We start from the raw sequence: 21,050 nt of genomic DNA on the forward strand, positions 1-21,050 counted from the left end.
ACGTGCATGTCTTCGGGTTGTGTCATCAGCATTTCCCATGGTCCGTCAGAGGGGCGTAAATCACGGCGCCCCTACGGACAGCAAACCTTTACTCCGGGCAATTCAGACGCGTTCGCAGTACCCGTCTCCGCTCCGGTCACCCCACCGGTGGCACGATAACCCGGTGAACCGCGAGACCCGCCCCGGACCGCAGCCCCTCGGCGCCCGCCCGCCCGCGGGCATCGCCGTCGTGGCGCACCGCGGCGCCTCCGGTGACGTGCCCGAACACACCCTCGCCGCGTACCGCAAGGCCATCGAGGACGGCGCCGACGCGCTCGAGTGCGACGTACGGCTCACCGCCGACGGCCACCTCGTGTGCGTACACGACCGCCGCGTCAACCGCACCTCCAACGGCCGCGGCGCCGTCTCCGCGCTGGAACTCGCCGAGCTGGCGGAGCTCGACTTCGGCTCCTGGAAGGCGGGGCAGGGCGTGCAGCACGGCAAGGACCCGTACGAGTCGCCCGACAGCGAGGACTCCGAACGCACCTCCGTGCTCACACTGGAACGCCTGCTGCAGCTCGTCGCCGACGCCGAACGGCCGGTGGGGCTGGCGATCGAGACGAAGCACCCGACCCGTTGGGCGGGGCAGGTCGAGGAGCGGCTGCTGCAGCTGCTGGACCACTACCGGCTGCGCACACCCGTACGCATCATGAGCTTCTCCGCGCGCTCACTGCACCGCGTCCAGGCGGCGGCGCCGCAACTGCCCACCGTCTACCTGATGCAGCTCCTCCTGCCGCGGCTGCGGGACGGGCGGCTGCCGCCGGACGTACGGATCGCGGGGCCGAGCATCCGCATCCTGCGCGCGCATCCCGAGTACGTGGAACGCGCGCACCGCGCCGGGCACGAGGTGCACGTGTGGACGGTGGACGCGCCGGCGGACGTCGACCTGTGCGCGCGGCTCGGCGTGGACGCCGTGATCACCAACCGGCCGCAGCGCGTACGGGAGCAGCTGGCCGCCTGGCGGCCCGGGCGCTGACGCCGTCCGACCGCCGAGCGGTTACGCCCGTTCCGCCCCGACTGTCGCCCGTGCTGTTCGACCGGACGAACGGGGCGTGGTGCGGCGCACTCGCTCCGTATTCGATTGTCACGAATGCGTCAAGAGAACATGCATGGCCGGTTTCCTGCCCAGTCCCCCGGGGCATTCATGTTCTTGGCGTGGGGCAAAGGAGGTCTCGGGGGTGGCGTTGGTGGTGGCACAGGAGGTGCCTGCTTCGTCGACCATGGCCGTGCCCCATGGTCCGGCCGGCGTCGGTGCGGCACGCCGCAGGATGCGCGAGGAACTCCTCGCCGGCGGTGCGCCCGACGCGATCGTGGACGACGCCGTGCTCATCCTTTCCGAGCTGCTCAGCAACGCGTGCCGGCACGCGCGCCCGCTCGGCCCGGACGACTCCGAGGAGTTCGTACGGGCGGCGTGGCACCGCGACGTGACCGGCGAGTTGACGATTTCCGTCACCGACGGCGGCGGCCCGACCCGGCCCCGTGCGTCCACTCCGTCCGTCACGGCGCGCGGCGGCCGCGGGCTGGCGATCATCACGTCGCTCGCGAGCGACTGGGGCGTCGACGAGTGCGGGGAAGCGGACGGTTCCGTCGCGTCCGGCGGCCCCGGGCGCCGTACGGTCGCGGGCGCGCACGCGGGTGCGCGGCGGCGCGAGGGCGGCGACCGTACGGGAACCCGCAGCGGCGGTACAACGCCGAACGGCAGCGTCCAGAACGGCGTCCAGAACGGCGTCCGGAACGGGGCCGCGCACAACGGCGCCACCCTCAACGGCAGCGCGCCGCACGCCGCCCAGGGCGGCGGATTCGGCCATGGTGCGGGCGCGCCCGAGGAACCGGGCGTGACCGTCTGGGCCGTGCTGACGCCCGGCGAGCGGCTGGGCGGCGCGTACGCGGGACTGGATCTCGCCGAGCTCGACGAGCCGGCGTAACGGCGGGCGGAGACCGGTTAGGCTCGCGGCGCAAGCATCGACCGCAGACCGCCGCACCGGCGTCCGCCAGACCGGGAGTACCGCACGCCATGGCCAAGAAGCGCCGCCCCCAGACGAAGGCCAGCACACCGCAGCGGACGGACGGTGACATTCCCGTAGTCGGCGCACGTGAGCCGTGCCCCTGCGGCTCCGGCCGCCGGTACAAGGCATGCCACGGCCGGGCCGCCGCGCACGCCGTGACGGAGCTGGTGCACCGGCCCTTCGAGGGCCTGCCCGGCGAGGTCGACTGGGTCGCGATGCGCGAGCTGGTGCCCGCCGCGACCGCCGAACTCACGCTCAAGGGCGGGCTGCCCGCCGACGTGCCCGCCGTACGGCTCGCCACCGTGCTCCCGATGGCCTGGCCCGCGCTGCGCCGCGACAACGGCGAGGTCCTCATCGGGCTGCAGAACGACACGTCGTCCGGCGACATCAGCCGCGACCTCGCCGACGTGCTGCAGCGCGCCCTCACCGCCGAGCCGGGCAATCCGGTCGGCGCCGAGCGCCCGGACCCCGAGGGGCCGCGACTGCAGGAACTGCTCGATCCGGACGCGGAGTTCGTGCCGGAGGTGCACGAGGGCTTCGAGTTCTGGCTGGACGACGCCGAGAAGGCCACGGGTGAGGTCGCGGCCTCTCTCGAACGCGCAAATTCCGCCGCGATCCCGACTGCTCGCCTCTCCGGCGTGGAAGGGGCGTACTGGTGCGAAACGCCCGACAAGAATCACCTGCGGTGGGTGATGGCGCACCCCGAGGAGAAGCTCCTCGACGCGCTGGCGCGGCTCCACGCCGCCGGCGAGTCGGCACTCGGGGCCGACACGCGGCTCGTGGGCTCGTTCCGCGCGCACGGGCTGACGGTTCCGGTCTGGGATCTGCCGACCACAATGACCTCGGCGGACTGCGAGCAGCCCGCGAAGTCCTTCGCCGGACGGCTGGCGGAGGCGCTGGCCGTCGAGACGCCGCTCACCGCCGACGAGCGGCGTGCGCGCAGCGGGCTCACCAACCGGCAGGTGACGCTCAGCTGAGCGGCCCGTAACGGCTGTGCGGAGAAACTGTGACCGTGACTCGGGTCACAGTCGGCTGCCACAGAGGCGTACTCGCAGGTAAGTCGGCGTCCGGATCTGGGCGATCGAATTTGCTAAAAGCCGATCTCTTGTTACCGTTCTAAGTGCCCGGTCGCTGGTGCATCCCCCGTCGCCAGCGACCGGGCTTTTGCATGCCCGGATCCGGAAGCCCTTTCCAGGGTTCCGGTTAACTCGCCGCCAGGCGCGGGGAGTTGCTCCCGGCGCGCAGCAGGAGCCGGTCGCCGCTGAGCGAGGCGAACTCCGCCACCGCGCTATATACCTGCTCCGGGCTCCGGTCAACTCCGTCGGCGGCCCGCGCCGTCACCGCAGCCGCGTCGCGCGGTGTCTCGCACAGGCCCGGCCGCGCCGCGGCCTCCACCACACAACTGACGCGCACCGTACGGCCGTCGGGCCCCAGCAGGGACAGCACGGCGCGGACGCGCTCACCGGACGTGTTGTGGTGATACGTACGGGCCCAGGTGCGGCCGTTCTCCTCCAGCACGCAGGTCTGCGCCTGGAGGCCGCCGGGCGAGGTGAGTTCGGGCCCGCAGGAGGCGGTGAGGCGGCCGTGCCCGGAGCTGTCCGGCACGGCGGGTGCGGCAGGTGCGGCGGGTGCGGTGGCGCCGACGGGGCGGCCGCGGTCCGTGTCACGTGCGCCGCCGGAGCTGCCCGCCTCGTCGCGTACGGACGGCCGCGCGGGCGACGCCGGCGGGCCCGGCGACGCGCGCGGCCCGGAGGGCGACGCCGCGGACGGGGCCGAGAGGCGCGTCGCGGACGGCGGCACGGACGTCATCCGCGAACCGGCCGAGCCCGGCCCGGAGGTGTCCGCCGTCGCCACCGCCAGCGGCAGCGCGGCGGCCAGCGCGACCGTACTGGCGAGTGCGGCGGTACGGAGGCGCGAGGCACGCTGCTGCTGCGGCTGTGACATGACGGGACCCACTCGCAACTCGCTGGGGATGAAGGGACGGAGAGGGCGGCTGGGAGGGCGGCCACCGGAACGGATGGCGGCCGCGGTCGGCGGCCTGTGCGCCGAACATACCGGTGCCGGGAGCACGTCCCGGTGCTCCGACCGCCCGTTTCCCGTACTTACCGGATCAGCTACAACCCGTACGGGTGAACGCCCTTGCGTCCAGGGCGACTCGGCGCCAGAGGGCGACGGTCCGGCCCCACCCGACCGTACGGCGCACCCGCACCACCCGGCCGTACGGCGACCCCCGCACCACCCGACCGTACGGCGCACCCGTACGCGCGGGCGCCCTCCGTACGGACGCGCGGACGCCTCCGTACGCACGTGCTCCGTACGGAGGCGCCGGTGAGATACGTACGGTGTCAGTACGCCAGCGTGCTGCCCGGGTCCGGGACCGTGGCGCTCGTCTCGACGAGGACGTCCAGGAGCGTCTCCATGCGCGGCAGCCACGGCGCACCGCAGCCGCGCTCGACCAACGGCTCGCGCTCCCAGCGGATCTGGCCGTGCCCGGTCTGCCCGGGCGGCAGCGCGACGTACCCGCCGCCGCTGTGGAAGCGGAGCGAACTGGGCACCGAGCCGTGGGCGTAGAGGAGCTCGCCGAGCTCCTCGAAGCCGTACGGCGCCACGAGCAGTGTCCAGCGCGTCGGCGTGGCCGCGACCGGCCCGACGCGTACGCCGCACGCGTCGAACTCCGCCAGCGCACGCGCCCCGGCGACGGCCGGCAGGCTCAGCGCGCAGGGCGCGCGGCCGCCGTCGACGGGCGCGCCGGTGGCCAGGATCAGTGAGGCGTACGGCTGCCGCGTCCACCACCAGCTGACCATGCGGGGGTCGGTGGTGGCGGCCAGAAGTACGGGGTCGGAGGGGTGCGCGCCGGGCACTGCGCAGCCCGGATCGCCGCAGGAGCAGGCCAGCGCGGGCTGGTCGCCTCCGCACGTCGCGCCCGGCAGGACAGGCCACTGCCACTGGGTCGCGCAAGTGAGCGCTGCGTTCCGCAGCGATGACAGGGTCATGCGTCGCCTTCCGAGGATCTCGCGCATGAGCGCTCGTTCCTTTCCCGTAAACGCCAATGATCTTCTCGTTCGGAGATCGTCTAGCCCATCACACCACGTGGATCACGAGTCACTGTGCGTACAAAGCACTGCATCATGCCGCTCGACGAGCGTGGTACCTGGCGGGGGGTAGCGCGAAGCTGGCGCTTCCTCTTGGTGCTCCCCGCCAATTCGGGGGTGGGGCGCGGCCGTCGCGGAGTAAGACGCGCGGATTTCCTAGAGGGTTCCGTACCCGCGCCGGCCGAGGTGACTCTCCATCCCGTCGCACGACCACCGCCCCGGGAGGGACGTTGGCACGCGTTGGGCTTCGTGCGTTGTGTGTCGTGCGAAACCAGTCGATCGCAAATGCCATGACCCAGGGGCGTTTTTCGGCCAACTTCGCAGTGTCACGGCCTCTCAGCCCGATGACAACGACGTCACACAGACACCGGCAATCCCATAGGGACAATGCTGGACATCGTGTCATCGGGGCGTGTACATCTGGATGCATTAATAGCGGAGCAGCATGACATGGGGGTTTGCGATGCTATTGAGAAGTGTGAACACCGGTGAGAGCCGCCGCCCATGAGCGCCCCTCGCACCCCGAATGTGGCTGGAATCAGCCCGACGCTCCCCCCGCCCCAGCAGACTGCGCCCGTCGACCAGCTCGCCGCCGTCCAGGACAGGCTCGCCGGCTGGATCTCCGACCTCACCACTCTCCACGACCTCACCGAGCGGCTCGCCCGCACGACCAGCATCGATGACGCGATGCACGAGCTGCTGGGCGCGGGCGCCGCGCTCGTCGGCGCCCGGCGCGGTCTGATGGCGCTCGCGCCGGCGGACGGTCGCGGCCCCGAGCGGACGGTCGGACTGGGTCTCGGCCCTGCTGATCTTGGCCAGATCGAGACCGTCCCGCGCACCTCCACCTCGTATACGCGCCTCCTCGACGGACTCGCGCCCGCGAACACCTCAAACACTGCAAGCACCGCGAAGTCCGCCCCCTCCGCCGCCAACGGCGACAGCGGAGGCGGAAGCGGCATCAGCGGTGGCGGCAGCGGCGCGGAAGACGGCGCGAACGGGAGTACGGGTGCCGGCGCGTCCGGTGATACGGGCTCCGGCGCACGCTCCGGTATCGCGCACCCCGACATCGCCACCGACCTCAGCCTCGACCCCCGCCACCGCGAGGTCGCCGCCCGGCTCGGCTTCGGCGCCAGCTACGCGGTCCCGGTCACCGCGCACGACGGCACCCGTGTCGGCGCCGCCGTCTGGCTCTACGACGAGCCCGCCGAGCCCAACGCCCGCCAGCGCCACCTGCTCGACCTCTACGTCCGCTGCGCCAGCGAACTCCTCGCCCGCCACCTCGAGCTCACCCGCGCCCGCGCGGACGTCGCCGCCGTACGCGAGGAGCTGCTGCCCAGCAGGCTGCCGCGGGTGCCGGGGGTGCGGCTGGCCGTACGGCACCGTACGGGGCCACGCGGCGGCGGCGACTGGTACGACGCGCTGCCGCTGCCCGAGGGCGCGCTGGGGCTGGCCGTCGGCGGGGTGACCGGCAGCGGGCCCGGCGTGATGGCGGCAACGGGGCGTCTGCGCGCCGCTCTACGCGCGTATGCGGTGATGGAAGGCGAGGATCCGGTCGCGGTCCTGTCCGATCTGGAGCTGCTGCTGCGGCTGACGGAGCCGGCGCGGTCGGCGACGGCCCTCTTCGGGTACGCGGAGCCGGCCACGCGCCGCGTGGTGATCGCGGGCGCCGGGCACTGCCCGCCGCTGATCACGGGGCCGTGGCGCACGGAGTACGCCGAGACGACGCTGTCCGCGCCGCTGGGCATGCTCGCCTGCTGGGAGGCGCCAAGCATCGAGCTGACGCTGCGGCAGGGCGAGACGCTGCTGCTGTACAGCGACGGGTTGCTGCACCGTACGGGCGAGCAGACCGACCGCGCCTTCGCCCGGCTGCAGGCGGCGGCGATCGCCGCGCCGGCCGATGTACGGGAGGACCCGGACGCGCTGGCCGACCACGTGCTGCACACGGTGCTGCCGGACGGGCGGGACCGGGCGGACGATCCGGAGGACGTCGTCCTGCTGGCCGCGCGCTTCGGCTGAGCGGCCGGACCCGTCGGGCGGTCCCAGGACCGTCGGGCGGCCGCGCCGTCGGGCAGCCGCGCCGTCGGGCAGCCGCGCCGTCCGGCCGCCGACAGGCGCTGACATAAACGTCACAGGTTTTCGCTCCTGTACAGCCGCGCTCCCCGCCATACGATGGAAGACGGCCCGGCACCGGTACGAGGAGGAGACGTGACAGACGCCGCCGCAGAGCAGCCGCCCCAGTCGCCAGAGTCTGCGGAGCAGACGGAAACGGCACAGCAGGCCCAGCCGGCAGCGCCGGTGCAGCAGCGGAAGAACGGTGTGTACGCGGACGTGTCCAACGAGCTTGCCGCCAACATGAAGACGGGCTGGGCCGACACCGAGCTGCGCGACCTGGAGCCGATCCCGCAGGCCGCGGAGACGGCCGCGCGCCGCGCCGGGCTCTCCGACCGCTTCCCGGGCGAGCGTCTGGTGATCCCGGCGGGCAATCTGAAGGTGCGTTCCAACGACACCGACTACCCGTTCCGCGCCTCCGTCGAGTACGCGTACCTCACCGGCAACCAGACCGAGGACGGCGTCCTCGTCATGGAGCCGGACGGCGACCGCGGCCACGCGTCCACCCTCTACGTGCTGCCGCGCTCCGACCGCGAGAACGGCGAGTTCTGGCTGGACGGCCAGGGCGAGCTGTGGGTCGGGCGGCGGCACAGCCTCGCCGAGTCCGAGCAGCTGTACGGGCTGCCGTGCCGGGACGTCCGCGGCGTGGCCGACGCGCTGCGCGCCGCCGCCGGCCCGGTGCGGGTGGTGCGCGGGTACGACGCGGGGATCGAGGCGGCGCATGCCGACAAGGTGACCGCCGAACGGGACGAGGAGCTGCGCGTCTTCCTGTCCGAGATGCGGCTGGTGAAGGACGCGTTCGAGATCGGCGAGATGCAGAAGGCGTGCGACTCGACGGTGCGCGGCTTCGAGGACGTCGTACGAGTGCTGGACCGCGCGGAGGCCACCTCGGAGCGGTACATCGAGGGCACGTTCTTCCTCCGCGCGCGCGTCGAGGGCAACGACATCGGCTACGGCTCGATCTGCGCGGCCGGCCCGCACGCGACCACCCTGCACTGGGTGCGCAACGACGGCGCCGTACGCTCCGGCGAACTCCTGCTGCTGGACGCCGGGGTGGAGACGCACACCCTCTACACCGCCGACATCACCCGCACCCTCCCCGTCAACGGCCGCTTCAGCGACTTCCAGAGGACCATCTACGACGCGGTGTACGAGGCGCAGGAGGCGGGCATCGCGGCGGTGCGGCCCGGCGCCAAGTACCTCGACTTCCACCACGCCGCGCAGCGCGTGCTCGCCGAGAAGCTGGTCGAGTGGGGCCTGCTGGACGGCCCCGTCGAACGGGTGCTGGAGCTCGGCCTGCAGCGCCGCTGGACGCTGCACGGCACCGGGCACATGCTCGGCATGGACGTGCACGACTGCGCGGTCGCGCGGCGCGAGACGTACGCCGAGGGGACGCTGGAGCCGGGCATGTGCCTGACGGTCGAGCCGGGGCTGTACTTCCAGCCGGACGACCTGACGGTGCCGGCGGAGTACCGCGGGATCGGCGTCCGTATCGAGGACGACATCCTGGTCACGGAGAACGGCAGCCGGAACCTGTCGGCGGGGCTGCCGCGTACGAGCACGGACGTCGAGACGTGGATGGCCGGGCTGAAAAGCTCCGGCTCCGGCGCGAACGGCTGACGCGCGGGGGCGCCCGGCGCGTGCGCCGGGCGCCCCGCCCGCGTCCGCTCCCCGTCAGATCCAGCCGCGGCGGGCGGCCAGCACACCCGCCTGGAACCGGCCGTTCGCGCCGAGACGTTCCTGCAGCTCTCCGATGCGGCGGCGGAGCGTACGAACGCTGATGCCGAGCTGCCGGGTGATCGCGTTGTCGCTCAGCCCGGCGGCGAGCAGCGTGAGTATCTCCCGTTCGGTCGCGGTCAGTTCGCCGGTCGCGGTGGCCGACGGCACCCCGGAACCCGCCGTGCCCAGCGGCGCCGCCTGCCGCCACATCGCCTCGAACACCGCGCCCAGCGCGTCCGTCAGCGCCGAGTGGTGCACGAGGACGGCGCTCGCCCCCGCCCCGTACTCGGGCCTGGTCAGCGGCACCAGCGCGGTGCGCTCGTCGACCACGACGAGCTTCAGGGGTACGGCGGGCAGCACCCGGCCCTGCTCGCCGAAGCTGGACATCCTGCGGGCCTGCGCGAGCCGTTCGGGGACCTCCAGGCCGGCGATGGCGTACACGGTGCGGAAGGAGACGCCGCGCCGCATCGCCTCCGACTGGTACTCCGAGTGCAGCCCGGGGTCGACCACGTACGGCGAGGTGTCCAGCACGCGCACCTCGTACTCGGCCTCGGCGTACAGCCGGCGCAGCCGTACGGCGTGCTCCGTGGCGCCGACGACGACTTCCAGCAGCCGGGACGGTTCGGTGTGCAGCCGCGCCTCGTCGTAGTCCCGCGCCAGTTCGCCGGTGGCGAGGGCGGTGAGCCGGTCGAACTGCTCCTCGTGGCGGCGGATCAGGTCGCGTACGGCCACGCGCGGGTCGATGGCCGCGATGTCGGCGGAGCGCGCGGGATCGTCGGACTCGTCCCCCGGGCCCGCCGGGGCCCCCGGATTCCCCGGGCCCGCCGTGCCGGGAGCACCCGTCGCACGCCCCGGCGTGCGCGGCAGCTCGACGAGCCCGAGCCCGGCGAGCCGGTCCAGCGCCTCGCGTACGCGGGGGCCGCTCTCGCCCACACCGCGCGCCCATTCCTCCGGCCCCGCGCCGGGGTGGCGGAGCGCCTCGCGGTAGACGCGCTCCTCGAACTCCGATACGCCGACGGCCGACCAGACGCCGGACTCCTCCCCCGCGGCCTCGGACGACATGGGGCGACCCTCCGCTCCTGCTGTGAACCCGCCTCACAGGGAGCGTAACGAGTCGAACATACGGTCGCCATGTGGCGCCCGCCACCGGAGCGCCGCGAGAAGGGGCCGAGCCCCGCCGTACGGCTCAGAAGTCGACGCGTGCGGCGTCGTCGACGCGGGCGACGGACTCCTGGTCGAAGCGCTCGACGTACGCCTCCCGCAAGCGCTCGATCTTCGGGTCGTTCTCGTCCGTCTGACCCACCGGGTAGTAGAGCGTCAGCTCGTACGAGCGCTCGCGCTCGACGGTGCCGTGGTCGTCGCGGTACTGGCCGTATCCGTCCTGGACGGTCAGGCCGTCCGGGAACAGCGGCGTGACCTCCTCGGTGACGAACGCGTGGAACTCCTTCTCCGTGACGTCCGGGCCGCCGTCGGGCCGTACGGTGCCGAACAGCAGGCGCGTCTCCCGGTACGGGCGCCCCTCCGCACGCTCGCCCGCCCCGCTGTCGGCGGCGGGCGCGCCGGCGGAGGGCGAGGGCTCCTGCTCCGGCTCGAGCACCGCGTACGCCGCCGGGGCGCCGCCGCCGACCAGCACGCACGTCAGGGCGACCGCCACCACCCGTACGCGGGAGCGCGGCCGGGAGCGGAACCGGAGGGGGCGGGGCGAACGCGGGATGCGCGGGTGGTGGGGGAAGCCGGGCACTGGGTCGAGGGATTTCGCGGACATCCGCAGACTCCGTTTCAGGCGAGGGGATCCGTAGGCGATCCCCGACTGGCGCTGATCAACGAGCAAGCTGAGGCCCAGGTTGCGTCCCACGCTCCCCCGGGCGGGTGTCGCCCGGCCGGCCCGTACGGGCGCCCCGCGTACCGCCCCCGCCCGCTCAGCCCTGCGTATGCCCGTGGCGGCCGGCCGCGAGAGGATGGTGCCCCGCCGTGCGCCGCAGAACGCGCCCGGCGCACGACCGTGGAGCGCGGACAGGCGGAGGAGCGACGGTGCGAAGACCGGGACGCGGGGCCCAGCGGGTCACGGCAGCCGCCGGCTTCCGCCACCCCGCGCAGGTCGTGGCGACCGGCTTCGCGAGCGCCGTACTGATCGGCGCCTGCCTGCTGTCACTCCCCGTCGCGACCGCCTCCGGTGAACGCGCCGACGTGATCGACGCCCTGTTCACCTCCACCTCGGCGGTGTGCGTGACGGGCCTGGTCACCGTGGACACCGGCGGCTACTGGTCGACGTTCGGCGAGATCGTCATCCTGGTCCTCATCCAGGCCGGCGGCCTCGGCATCATGACGCTGGCCACGCTCTTCGCCGTACTGGTCTCCCGCCGCCTGGGGCTGCGGGCGCGGCTGCTGGCGCAGGCGGAGACCAAGACGCTGAGCCTGAAGGACGTACGCCGGGTGGTGCGGAACATCGTCCTGTTCAGCCTCGTCTCCGAGGCCGTGGTGGCGGTGGCGCTCACGGCGGCCTTCTTCTTCGGCCACGAGCAGGGCCTCGGACGCGCCGTGTACGACGGCGTGTTCCACGCGGTCTCCTCGTTCAACAACGCCGGTTTCTCGACACACTCCGACAGCCTGATGCGGTACGTCGGCGACCCGTGGGTGTGCCTGCCGGTCGCCGCCGCGGTGATCGCCGGCGGGCTCGGCTTCCCGGTCATCTTCGAGCTGCGCCGCTCCCTGCGGCGGCCGCGCACCTGGTCGGTGCTGACCCGGATCACCGTGACGCTCACGGTGACGCTGCTCGCCGTCGGCACCGTCGCGATCACGCTCGCCGAGTACACCAACCCCCGCACGCTGGGCTCGCTGAGCGGGGACGACAAGTGGCTGGCCGGTTTCTTCGCCTCCGTGATGGCCCGTACCGCCGGCTTCAACAGCATCGACACCTCCGCGCAGGGCTCCGAGAGCCTGCTGGTCACCGACATCCTCATGTTCATCGGGGGCGGCAGCGCGGGCACTGCGGGCGGCATCAAGGTCACCACGTTCGGGCTGCTGGCGTACGTCATCTGGGCCGAGATGCGCGGCGAGAGCAGCGTCGAGGTGGGACGCCGCAGGGTGCCGAGCAGCAACCAGCGGCAGGCGCTGGCGGTCGCCCTGCTGAGCATCGGCACGGTCGTGCTCGCCACGTTCCTGCTGCTGGGGGCAAGCGGGCACAGCCTGGAACGCGTACTGTTCGAGGCCGCCTCCGCCTTCGGCACCGTCGGGCTGTCCACCGGCATCACCGACGAGCTGCCCGCCTTCGGCCAGTCGGTGCTGATCGTCCTGATGTTCGTGGGCCGTATCGGCCCGCTCACGCTGGCGTCCGCCCTCGCGCTGCGGGACCGGACGCGACTGTACGAACTCCCGGAGGAGAGGACGATCGTTGGCTGACCACAAGGACGAACCCGTCGTCGTCATCGGGCTGGGCCGGTTCGGCAGCGCCCTCGCGCTGGAACTGACCAGCCGCGGCACCGAGATCCTCGCCGTCGACAGCCGCCCCAAGGTGGTGCAGAGCCTGTCGGGGCAGCTGACGCACACCGTCACCGCCGACTGCACCGACATAGAGGCGCTGCGGCAGCTGGGCGTGCCGGAGTTCTCGCGGGCGGTCGTCGGCATCGGCACGGACATCGAGTCCAGCATCCTGACCACCTCGCTGCTGGTGGAGCTGGAGATCGACGACATCTGGGCCAAGGCGATCAGCCGCCAGCACGGCCGCATCCTGGACCGGATCGGCGCCCACCACGTCGTCTTCCCGGAGCACGACATGGGTGAACGCGTCGCCCACCTGGTCTCCGGGCGGATGCTCGACTACCTGGAAGTGGACCCGAACCACGCCATCGTGAAGGTCCGTCCGCCGAAGGAACTCGTCGGAGTGCCGCTCCGCGAGTCCCGCATCCGGAGCCGTTTCGGGCTGACCGTCGTATCGGTCAAACCCACCGACGGGGACTACACGTACGCGACTCCCGACACCGTGCTCACGTACTCGGACGTGATCCTCGTACTGGGCAGGATCAACGACGTGGAGCGTTTCGCGGAGAACATCTGACGCGGATCCGTACGCGCCCGGACAACCCGCGGGGCACCGTACGGAGCTCGATCGCGCACCAAGTACGGCGGGCGCGGCGCGGCCTGACGGTTTGTCGCGAAACCGCCGGCCGCGCGGCCCGGGCACCGTACCGTGGGCCGGCGCGCCGCCGCCGGTCCGTCGTACCGGGTGGTCCCGCGTGGGCGCCGGCCCGTCACGCCTACCCAGGAGTCGCCCATGCTCCCCAGCCCCGGGGCCGGTTCCGGCCCGCAGCACCGCTCCGGCTCACGGACCCGGCGCACGTTCCTCTCGGCCGCCGCCGGACTCGGCGCGGCCGGCCTGCTCTCGGCACCACGCGAGGCCGCGGCGGCGGCGCACGGGCGCGTACGGCTGACGCGGGAGGAGCACCGGGCGGTCGTCATCGGCTCGGGATTCGGCGGCGGAGTGGCGGCGCTGCGGCTGGCGCAGGCCGGGGTGCCGGTGACCGTACTGGAGCGGGGCCGGCGCTGGCCCACGGGCCCGAACGCCGAGACGTTCCCGCACGCGGCGCGCCCGGACAAGCGGGCGCTCTGGTACGGCACCCTGCCAGCGGCGGTCAGGCCGCTCGCGTCGCTGGTCGGGATGCCGCTGGACTTCGGCCCGTACGCGGGTCTGCTGGAGCCGGTGCTCGGCGACAACGTGCTGGCGCTGTGCGCGGCCGGTGTCGGCGGCGGCTCGCTCGTGTACCAGGGGATGACGCTCCAGCCGTCGGAAGCGGTGTTCGCCACCTGGCTGCCCGGCCTGCTCGACTACGGGCGCATGGACCGCGTCCACTATCCGCGCGTGGCCCGGATGCTGCGGGCCGCGACGGCTCCGGACGAGCTGGTGCGCACGCCGAACTACCGCGTGGCACGGATCTTCGCCGACCACGTACGGCGGGCCGGCCACGGCCTCGAGAAGATCCCCATGCCCATCGACTGGGACTACGCGCTGGCCGAACTCCGCGGCGAGATGAAGCCCTCGTACACGAACGGGGACTGCGTCCTAGGCGTCAACAACGGCGGCAAGCACTCGGTCGACGTGACCTACCTGAAGCACGCCGAGGCCACGGGCAGGGTCACCGTCGCCACCCACCACCACGTCACGTCCGTCGCCCGCGCGCGGGACGGCCGCTGGGAGACGTACGTCGACCGGACGGACGACAGCGGGCGGCTGCTCGAGCAGAAGATCCTCACCAGCCCGGCCCTGGTCATGGCGGCCGGCAGCGTCAACACCAGCCGGCTCCTCGTACGGGCGGCAGCCACGGGTACCGTCCCCGACCTGCCGGACGGGCTCGGCGAGGGATGGGGGACGAACGGCGACCGGATCTACACGTGGACCGACCTGCGGGACGACTTCGGCGCCGTACAGGGTGGGCCGGTCGTCTACGGCAGCAAGGACTGGGCCGACCCGGCCACCGCGAACACCCTCACCCAGGCGTCGTTCCCGCCGCTGGGCCTCAACACGAGGACGACACTGCTGTTCGGCATGGGCGTGAGCGAGGGTCGCGGCCGATTCCGCTACGACTCCCTCAGCGACTCCGTTTCGCTCCACTGGCCACGCGGCGGCGACGCCGCCAGCCACCGGCAGCTCCAGCGGCGGGTCGCGGCGGTCACCCGCGGCCTCGGTGTCGTCACCGACACCAACGCCCTCGTGAACACCACCCTCCACCCGCTCGGCGGCGCCCCGATGGGCACCGTGTGCGACGCGGCGGGCAGGGTGCGCGGCCAGCGCGGCCTGTACGTGCTCGACGGCGCCCTGATCCCGGGTACGACCGGTGCGTGCAACCCGTCGATGACCATCGCCGCCGTGGCGGAGCAGGCGCTGGACACGATCGCCGCGGAGGACGTCGGCACGGTCGTCTGAACCGGTCCGCCGCCTGCTTCGTCCCGCTTGAGCTGCGCTCCCGTCAGGAGACCTTCAGCAGGGAGTCGTCGCGCCACTTGAGAATCTTGTCGAAGCTGACCACGGCGCCGCCGCTGTTGGGGCGGTTGTGGAAGCGGACGTGGTCCGCGAGCGTCTCGATGATGCGCAGCCCGCGCCCGTCCTCCGCGACGGGCGGCGCGGGCGCGGGCGGCGGCGCGAAGGGCGCACCGGCGGGGGCGGGCGCGTGCTCGGCGGGCGCGTGCTCGGCGGGCGTATCCGTGCCGGACGCGTCCGTGCCGGACGCGTCTGCGTCGGGCGTGTCCGTGTCCGGGAAGCCCGGGCCCGCGTCCGTGACCTCGACGTGGCACGTGTCACCGTCGATGCAGGCGGTCACGCGGTACGCGTCGGTGCGTTCGTTGGTGCCGTGCTCGACGGCGTTCGCGCAGGCTTCCGAGAGGGCGACCGCCAGCTCGTACGAGATCTCGCGGTCGACGCCCGCGGTCTCCATCGTGCCGAGCAGCAATCGCCGGGCGAGGGGCACGCTGGCCGCTTCGCGGCGCAGATGGAGCGACCACCAGATGCTCATGCTCACCCTCCAGGCTGCGGCTCGTGTGAGTCCGCGAGGGGCCGACCGGCCATGTCGGTACGTATTTCCGGTTGAGACGCGTAGTAAGCGTGGTTATGGGATGAGTCCGCCCGTTCAGCCGATGCGGAGCGGGGGCCGCGGCGTGTATTGCGCGTGACGTGACAAGTTTCAGGGCCGCTCGATCCGGGCCGCGGTGGCGGTGAGATGATGTCGCCGCCATGACTGCCGGTGCGGATCTCAGACTTCTGCGGGCTGCGGTGTTCACCGCGGTCTGCGTCGCACTGTCCGTCGTGGGACACGTCTTCCTGGCCGGTACGGCGTTCGTTCCGCTGTGGTCGCTGGGTGCCGGCTGCGCGCTGGTCTTCGCGGTGGCCGCGCCGCTCGCCGGACGCGAGCGGTCGCTGCCGGGGATCGCGGCCGTACTGGCGCTGGGCCAGGTCACCCTGCACACCCTCTTCTCGTACGGGCAGCACGCGGCGCCGCAGCACCAGGCGGCGGGCGGCGGCGCGGGAGGGGGCGGAGGGCTGCGGGCGCTCGCCGCGGAACTGCTGTGCAACGACGGCGCCGCCGCCGCCCTGAGCGAGTCCCAGGCCCGCCAGGTCATCGCGCACGCCGGCATGGGCGACCTCGCCGGCACCGCCGGCCGCGACCTCAGCGGCGGGCACGCGGCACACGCCGGGGCCGACGCCGCGGCGGCCACAGGTGCGGCCGCCGCGCCGGACACACCCGCGGAGTGCCTGCGGGCCGCGGTGAACGCCGCGTTCGCGCAGTGCTCCGCGCCCATGCTGGCCGGTCACCTGCTCGCCGCCCTGGCCACCGGCTGGCTGCTGCGCCGCGGCGAGGCCGCGCTGTGGCGGCTGGTCCGGATCTCGGCGGGTGCCGCCGCGCGTGCGGAGGACCTGGCGACCGTACGGGAGCTGCGTACGGCCCTCGCGTACGTACGCGCCCTGCGCACCGGACTGCTTCCGGACGCCCCGGCGCCGCACATCACCACGGGGGCGCACGATGTGCGCGTGCCCCGTTCGGTGCTGCTGCACCACGGCGTACAGCGGCGCGGGCCACCGCGGGCGGCGGAAAGCCTCGCGCTCGCCGCGTGACGCGTCCGCCCGTACGACCGACCCCGGCCGCCCCTTCCAGGACCGGCCGCCGGTGGCCGGCGCGGGTGCGGGTGCGGGACATGCGGCGCGGCGGGGCCCGTACGCCGGCCCCGCGCGACGGCACCGGCAGCAGCACGGACGCGTAGGCACGCGCCGCAGCACGCGCACGTACGCACGCACCACCGCGTACGTGCCCGCCGAGCGGCCGGCCGAACGCCGCGCCCGTGCACGCCTGCGCCTCCTGCCGCCGTGCGCCCAGTCCGAGTTCGCGCCACGCCGCCGCGCCGTGTCACGCCGTGCGCGCGCGTGCCGAACACACCTGCCACAGAAGCCAGAAGGAAACACACATGAAGACCTCCCACCGCCGCGTCGCGACCGCCGGCGTGCTCGCCGCGTCCGCCGTACTGGTCGCCGCGGGCACCGCCTCCGCGCACGTCTCCGTCGAACCGGAGGAGGCCGCGAAGGGCGACTACAGCACCGTCACCTTCAAGGTCCCCAACGAGCGGGACGACGCGTCCACGGTCAAACTCGAGGTCAACCTGCCCACCGGCCACCCGCTCGCGTCCGTGATGCCGCAGCCGGTGCCCGGCTGGGACGTCAAGGTCACCAAGTCCAAGCTGGACAAGCCGATCGAGTCGCACGGCGAGAAGCTCACCGAGGCCGTCACGAAGATCACGTGGTCGGGCGGGAAGATCGAGCCGGGGCAGTTCCAGCAGTTCCCCGTCTCGATGGGCCAGCTGCCGGAGGACACGGGTCAGCTCGTCTTCAAGTCCCTCCAGACGTACGACAGCAAGGAGGTCGTGCGCTGGATCGAGGAGCCGAAGGAGGGCGCCGCGGAACCGGAGCACCCGGCTCCCGTACTCAAGCTGGCGGCCGCCGACGAGCAGACCGGTTCCGGCTCCGACGCCAAGAACGGGGAGAACAGCGGGAACAGCCAGGCCGGCGAGAAGACCGAGAACGCCGCCGACAGCTCCGACTCCGACGGCGCGGACACCACCGCCCGCGTCCTCGGCGTGATCGGCATCGTCGTCGGAGTGGCCGGCGTGGCCTTCGGCGTACTCGCCGGACGGCGCCGTTCCGCATGACCCGCCCAGCATCCCGAGCACGCCCGGCGCGCTCAGCACAGCCAGCACGCCCAGCACGCCCAGCACCCTCAGCACACCAGGAAAAGCCCATGCGCACGACAAGAACCCGTACGGCTGCCGCCGCCGCGCTCGTCGCGGCGGCCCTCGCCCTCACCGCCTGCGGCGGCGGCGAGGACGGCGGCAGCGACGACTCCGCACCCGCAAAGGTCGAGAGCGACCAGAAGAAGGCCGGCGCCGTACTCGACCGGCCCTTCGAGAAGCCCGATCTGACACTCACCGACACCAAAGGCAAGGAGTACGACCTGATCGACGAGACGAAGGGGCAGCCCACTCTCATCTACTTCGGCTACACCAACTGCCCCGACGTCTGCCCGCTCACCATGAGCAACATCGCCATCGCCAAGTCCAAACTCAGCAAGGCGGACCAGCAGAAGCTCAAGGTCGTCTTCGTCACCTCCGACCCGAAGCGCGACACCCCGAAGCGGCTGGGCAAGTGGCTGCGCATGCACGACCCGTCGTTCGTCGGGCTGACCGGCGACTTCGCCACCATCCAGGCGGGCGCGCGCAGCGTCGGCGTGCACATCGAGCCCTCGTACGAGAAGAAGAACGGCGACATCGTGTCCACACACGGCGCGCAGGTGCTCGCGTACTCCCCGAAGGACGACAAGGCGCACGTCATCTACACCGAACAGAACGCCACCGCACAGGTCCTGACGAAGGAACTCCCGACCGTCATCAAGGGAGGCACCCCGTGATCCGCCTCCCCCGCCGCACCGCGTACGCCGCCACCGCGGCGCTCGCCGGCACGCTCGCGCTCGGCGGCTGCGGTTCCTCTTCGGGTTCCGGATCGGACTCCGATTCGGAACCCGGCGCCAGGCCGGAACTGAAGCCGAGCGGGGCGTACATGCCGCAGCCCGTCATGAACGACATGGCGGGCGGCTTCATGGTCATCGAGAACAAGGGCGACGAGGACGACAAGCTCACCTCCGTCACCACCGACATCGCGAAGACCGTGGAGATGCACAAGACGGTCGACCAGCAGATGCAGCAGGTGAAGTCGTTCCCGGTGCCCGCGGACGGCGAACTCGCCCTCAGCCGGGGCGGGAACCACCTGATGTTCCTCGACCTCAAGCGCAAGCCGGCCGAGGGCGACAAGGTCACCGTGAAGCTGCACTTCGAGAAGTCCGACCCGATCACCGTGTCCGTCCCGGTCAAGGCGACGAACTACACACCCGCGAAATGAGGTGCTGAAGCGTGCTGCTCACCACCGCACCACGGCCGCGCCCACGGTCAGGGGCACGGGTGCGTACGGGGCGACGGGGCCGGCGCGGAACCGCCGTGCTCGGCGCCCTCGGCGTACTCGCCGCCCTCTGCGCACTGCTGCTCGGAACGGCTGCCCCCGCCTCCGCGCACGCCGTGCTGACCGGCAGCGACCCGGCCGACGGCGCGGTGGTGGGCAGCGCGCCCAAGGAGGTCACGCTGACCTTCTCCGAAGGCGTCTCGATGTCCGACGACTCGATACGCGTGCTCGACCCGGACGGCGAACGCGCCGACACCGGCGAACTGATCGACCTGTGCAGCGGTGACCTCGTCAGATACGGCACCAGCCTGCGCGGCGGGCTGCCCGACGGCACGTACACGGTGGCGTGGAAGGCGGTGTCGGCCGACAGCCACCCGGTGTCCGGCGCGTTCACCTTCTCCATCGGCGCCCCCTCGAAGACGTCCGTCGGCCTGCCGCAGCAGGAGGCGGGCGGCGGCACGGTCGGCTTCCTGTACGACGTGGGGCGCTACGCGGCGTACGCGGGCTTCGTCCTGCTGGTCGGCGGCGCCGCGTTCGTCCTGGCCTGCTGGCCGGGCGGGGCGCGCGTACGCGCCGTGCAGCGGCTGGTCGCGGGCGGCTGGGTCGCGGTGACGGCGGCCACGCTGGTCATGCTGCTGCTGCGGCACCCGTACGACGACGGCGGGGGGCTGGCGGACGTCTTCGACCTGGCCGGGCTGAAGGCGGCGGTCGGTACGAAGCCGGGGGCCGCACTGGTCTCGCGGCTGCTGCTGCTCGCGGCGGCGGCGCTGTTCCTGTCGGTGCTGTTCGGCACATACACGAGGAGCGCGCCGGCGGAGGAACCGGCGGCGGAACCGGCGGCGGAACCGGCGGAGGGACCGGCCGGCGATACGGAACCGGCCGCGGACGGGGAAACGGAACGGAAGGAGAACGTCCGTACCGCCGCCGAACGGCGCGACCTCTTCTTCGGACTCGCGCTCGGCGGCGGCGTCGTGGCCACCGGGCTCGGCGCCACCTGGGCCATGGCCGAACACGCCTCCACCGGCATCCAGACCTCACTCGCCATGCCCCTCGACGTCGTCCACCTGCTCGCCGTCGCCGCCTGGCTCGGCGGCCTCGCCACCCTGCTCACCGCGCTCCACCGGGGCGCGCCCGTCACCGCCACCGCCGTACGCCGCTTCTCGCGGCTCGCGTTCGGCAGCGTCCTCGCGCTCGCGGCGACCGGCCTCTACCAGTCCTGGCGGCAGGTCGGCTCCTGGTCCGCGCTCGTGGACACCGGGTACGGGCAGCTACTGCTCGTGAAGGTCGGCCTGATCGGGGTGCTGCTCTGCCTGGGCTGGTTCTCGCGCCGCTGGACGGCCCGTCTCACCGACCCGCCGCCGGCCCCCGCGGACACCGAACCGGACCCGAACCCGGACCCGGAACCTGATCCGGAACCGGAACCCGCACACGCCCACGCGTCCGCACCCGGCCCCGCACCCGACCCCGTACGCGCCGCCCAACTCGCCCGCCAGCGCGCCGCCGCCGCGACCGCGCGCCGCAAGCGCGCACGCGACGCGGACCCGCAGCGCGCCGGACTGCGCCGGTCCGTACTGGCCGAGGCGGGCGTCGCCGTCGTCGTACTCGCCGTGACGACCGTACTGACCGGCACCGAGCCCGGCCGTACCGCCGAGGCCGCGCAGCGGACCGGCGACGCGCCCGCCGCCGTGCCCGAGCGGCCGGTGAGCTTCAGCCTCCCCTTCGACACCGGCGGCCCCAAGGGCGCGGGCACCGCCGAGGTCACCCTCGACCCCGGCCGCACCGGCCGGAACGCACTCGACCTGCGCACCACCGCCCCCGACGGGAAACCGCTCGCCGCCCCCGAGGTGAAGATCGCCTTCACCCTCCCCTCCCAGGACCTCGGCCCGCTGCGCAGCACACCCCGCGCGGCCGGTACGGGCCACTGGACGGACACCGGCGTACGGCTGCCCGTGGCCGGCGAGTGGAAGATCGCCCTCACCATCCGCACCTCGGACATCGACCAGGTGACCGAGACCAAGACCGTACGGATCGGCTGACCCGCCGGCCCACCACCAGGAACACACAGGACCACCACAGGACCAGGACCACCACAAGGACCAG

Annotated in this window: 18 protein-coding genes; 13 read left to right on the forward strand and 5 right to left on the reverse strand. The window is 72.9% G+C overall.

The annotated features are described in order from the left end of the window. Positions 1-163: 163 nt before the first annotated feature. The 3 genes from DVA86_RS20980 to DVA86_RS20990 all read left to right on the forward strand — a co-directional run bounded on the left by DVA86_RS20980 (position 164) and on the right by DVA86_RS20990 (position 3,022). Positions 164-1,015: a glycerophosphodiester phosphodiesterase gene (locus tag DVA86_RS20980; protein ID WP_425470887.1), complete on the forward strand. Its 852-nt coding sequence runs from the start codon at positions 164-166 to the stop codon at positions 1,013-1,015. 202 nt (positions 1,016-1,217) lie between these two features. After that, the gene (locus tag DVA86_RS36300; RefSeq protein ID WP_425470888.1) at positions 1,218-1,964 is read left to right on the forward strand and encodes an ATP-binding protein; all 747 of its coding nucleotides are present in this window, start codon (positions 1,218-1,220) and stop codon (positions 1,962-1,964) included. A gap of 89 nt (positions 1,965-2,053) precedes the next feature. Continuing rightward, positions 2,054-3,022 carry a DUF5926 family protein gene (locus DVA86_RS20990; RefSeq protein WP_208880479.1) on the forward strand — a complete coding sequence of 323 codons (969 nt, stop codon included), beginning with the start codon at positions 2,054-2,056 and terminating at the stop codon, positions 3,020-3,022. A 226-nt stretch (positions 3,023-3,248) separates the two neighbouring features. On the opposite strand, the gene DVA86_RS20995 is transcribed toward DVA86_RS20990, so the two are convergent. Further along, positions 3,249-3,989, reverse strand: coding sequence for a hypothetical protein (locus tag DVA86_RS20995; RefSeq protein WP_208880481.1), 741 nt, complete (start codon positions 3,987-3,989; stop codon positions 3,249-3,251). Positions 3,990-4,390: 401 nt separating this feature from the next. Then, positions 4,391-5,065, reverse strand: a complete 675-nt coding sequence (locus DVA86_RS21000) for a bifunctional DNA primase/polymerase (RefSeq protein WP_208880483.1) — start codon at positions 5,063-5,065, stop codon at positions 4,391-4,393. Between the two features lie 600 nt (positions 5,066-5,665). On the opposite strand from DVA86_RS21000, the gene DVA86_RS21005 reads away from it, so the two are divergent. Together DVA86_RS21005 and DVA86_RS21010 are read left to right on the forward strand one after the other, a co-directional pair. Beyond that, positions 5,666-7,153 carry a PP2C family protein-serine/threonine phosphatase gene (locus tag DVA86_RS21005; RefSeq protein ID WP_425470890.1) on the forward strand — a complete coding sequence of 496 codons (1,488 nt, stop codon included), beginning with the start codon at positions 5,666-5,668 and terminating at the stop codon, positions 7,151-7,153. A 153-nt stretch (positions 7,154-7,306) separates the two neighbouring features. After that, a complete protein-coding gene (locus tag DVA86_RS21010; protein WP_208880487.1) occupies positions 7,307-8,866 on the forward strand; it encodes an aminopeptidase P family protein in 1,560 nt (519 codons plus the stop codon). 54 nt (positions 8,867-8,920) lie between these two features. Here DVA86_RS21010 and DVA86_RS21015 read toward each other — a convergent pair whose 3' ends face one another. Continuing rightward, entirely contained in the window at positions 8,921-10,027 is a 1,107-nt protein-coding gene (locus tag DVA86_RS21015; protein WP_208880489.1) for a helix-turn-helix transcriptional regulator, read from the reverse strand. 124 nt (positions 10,028-10,151) lie between these two features. Further along, positions 10,152-10,730: a DUF3574 domain-containing protein gene (locus DVA86_RS21020; RefSeq protein WP_208880491.1), complete on the reverse strand. Its 579-nt coding sequence runs from the start codon at positions 10,728-10,730 to the stop codon at positions 10,152-10,154. A 266-nt stretch (positions 10,731-10,996) separates the two neighbouring features. On the opposite strand from DVA86_RS21020, the gene DVA86_RS21025 reads away from it, so the two are divergent. From DVA86_RS21025 to DVA86_RS21035, 3 genes are all read left to right on the forward strand, one after another. Continuing rightward, entirely contained in the window at positions 10,997-12,364 is a 1,368-nt protein-coding gene (locus DVA86_RS21025; protein WP_222623340.1) for a TrkH family potassium uptake protein, read from the forward strand. Beyond that, positions 12,357-13,019, forward strand: a complete 663-nt coding sequence (locus DVA86_RS21030) for a potassium channel family protein (protein WP_208880493.1) — start codon at positions 12,357-12,359, stop codon at positions 13,017-13,019. The genes DVA86_RS21025 and DVA86_RS21030 overlap by 8 nt, the downstream gene beginning before the upstream one ends. A gap of 216 nt (positions 13,020-13,235) precedes the next feature. Then, a complete protein-coding gene (locus DVA86_RS21035; RefSeq protein ID WP_208880495.1) occupies positions 13,236-14,882 on the forward strand; it encodes a GMC oxidoreductase in 1,647 nt (548 codons plus the stop codon). Positions 14,883-14,925: 43 nt separating this feature from the next. On the opposite strand, the gene DVA86_RS21040 is transcribed toward DVA86_RS21035, so the two are convergent. Continuing rightward, entirely contained in the window at positions 14,926-15,468 is a 543-nt protein-coding gene (locus tag DVA86_RS21040; protein ID WP_208880497.1) for an ATP-binding protein, read from the reverse strand. 218 nt (positions 15,469-15,686) lie between these two features. Between DVA86_RS21040 and DVA86_RS21045 the strand changes: the two genes are divergently transcribed. The 5 genes from DVA86_RS21045 to DVA86_RS21065 all read left to right on the forward strand — a co-directional run bounded on the left by DVA86_RS21045 (position 15,687) and on the right by DVA86_RS21065 (position 20,986). Continuing rightward, positions 15,687-16,565 (forward strand): hypothetical protein, encoded by an 879-nt coding sequence (locus DVA86_RS21045; RefSeq protein WP_208880498.1) that lies wholly within the window; start codon positions 15,687-15,689, stop codon positions 16,563-16,565. A 347-nt stretch (positions 16,566-16,912) separates the two neighbouring features. Further along, positions 16,913-17,650, forward strand: a complete 738-nt coding sequence (locus DVA86_RS21050) for a YcnI family copper-binding membrane protein (RefSeq protein WP_208880500.1) — start codon at positions 16,913-16,915, stop codon at positions 17,648-17,650. A gap of 89 nt (positions 17,651-17,739) precedes the next feature. Beyond that, positions 17,740-18,405, forward strand: a complete 666-nt coding sequence (locus DVA86_RS21055) for an SCO family protein (protein WP_208880502.1) — start codon at positions 17,740-17,742, stop codon at positions 18,403-18,405. Next, entirely contained in the window at positions 18,405-18,893 is a 489-nt protein-coding gene (locus DVA86_RS21060) for a copper chaperone PCu(A)C (protein WP_208884943.1), read from the forward strand. The genes DVA86_RS21055 and DVA86_RS21060 overlap by 1 nt, the downstream gene beginning before the upstream one ends. Positions 18,894-18,907: 14 nt before the next feature. Next, positions 18,908-20,986 (forward strand): copper resistance CopC/CopD family protein, encoded by a 2,079-nt coding sequence (locus DVA86_RS21065; RefSeq protein ID WP_208884945.1) that lies wholly within the window; start codon positions 18,908-18,910, stop codon positions 20,984-20,986. Positions 20,987-21,050 lie beyond the last annotated feature (64 nt).

Origin of the sequence: Streptomyces armeniacus (assembly GCF_003355155.1) — a bacterium.
GTDB classification, from domain to species: domain Bacteria; phylum Actinomycetota; class Actinomycetes; order Streptomycetales; family Streptomycetaceae; genus Streptomyces; species Streptomyces armeniacus.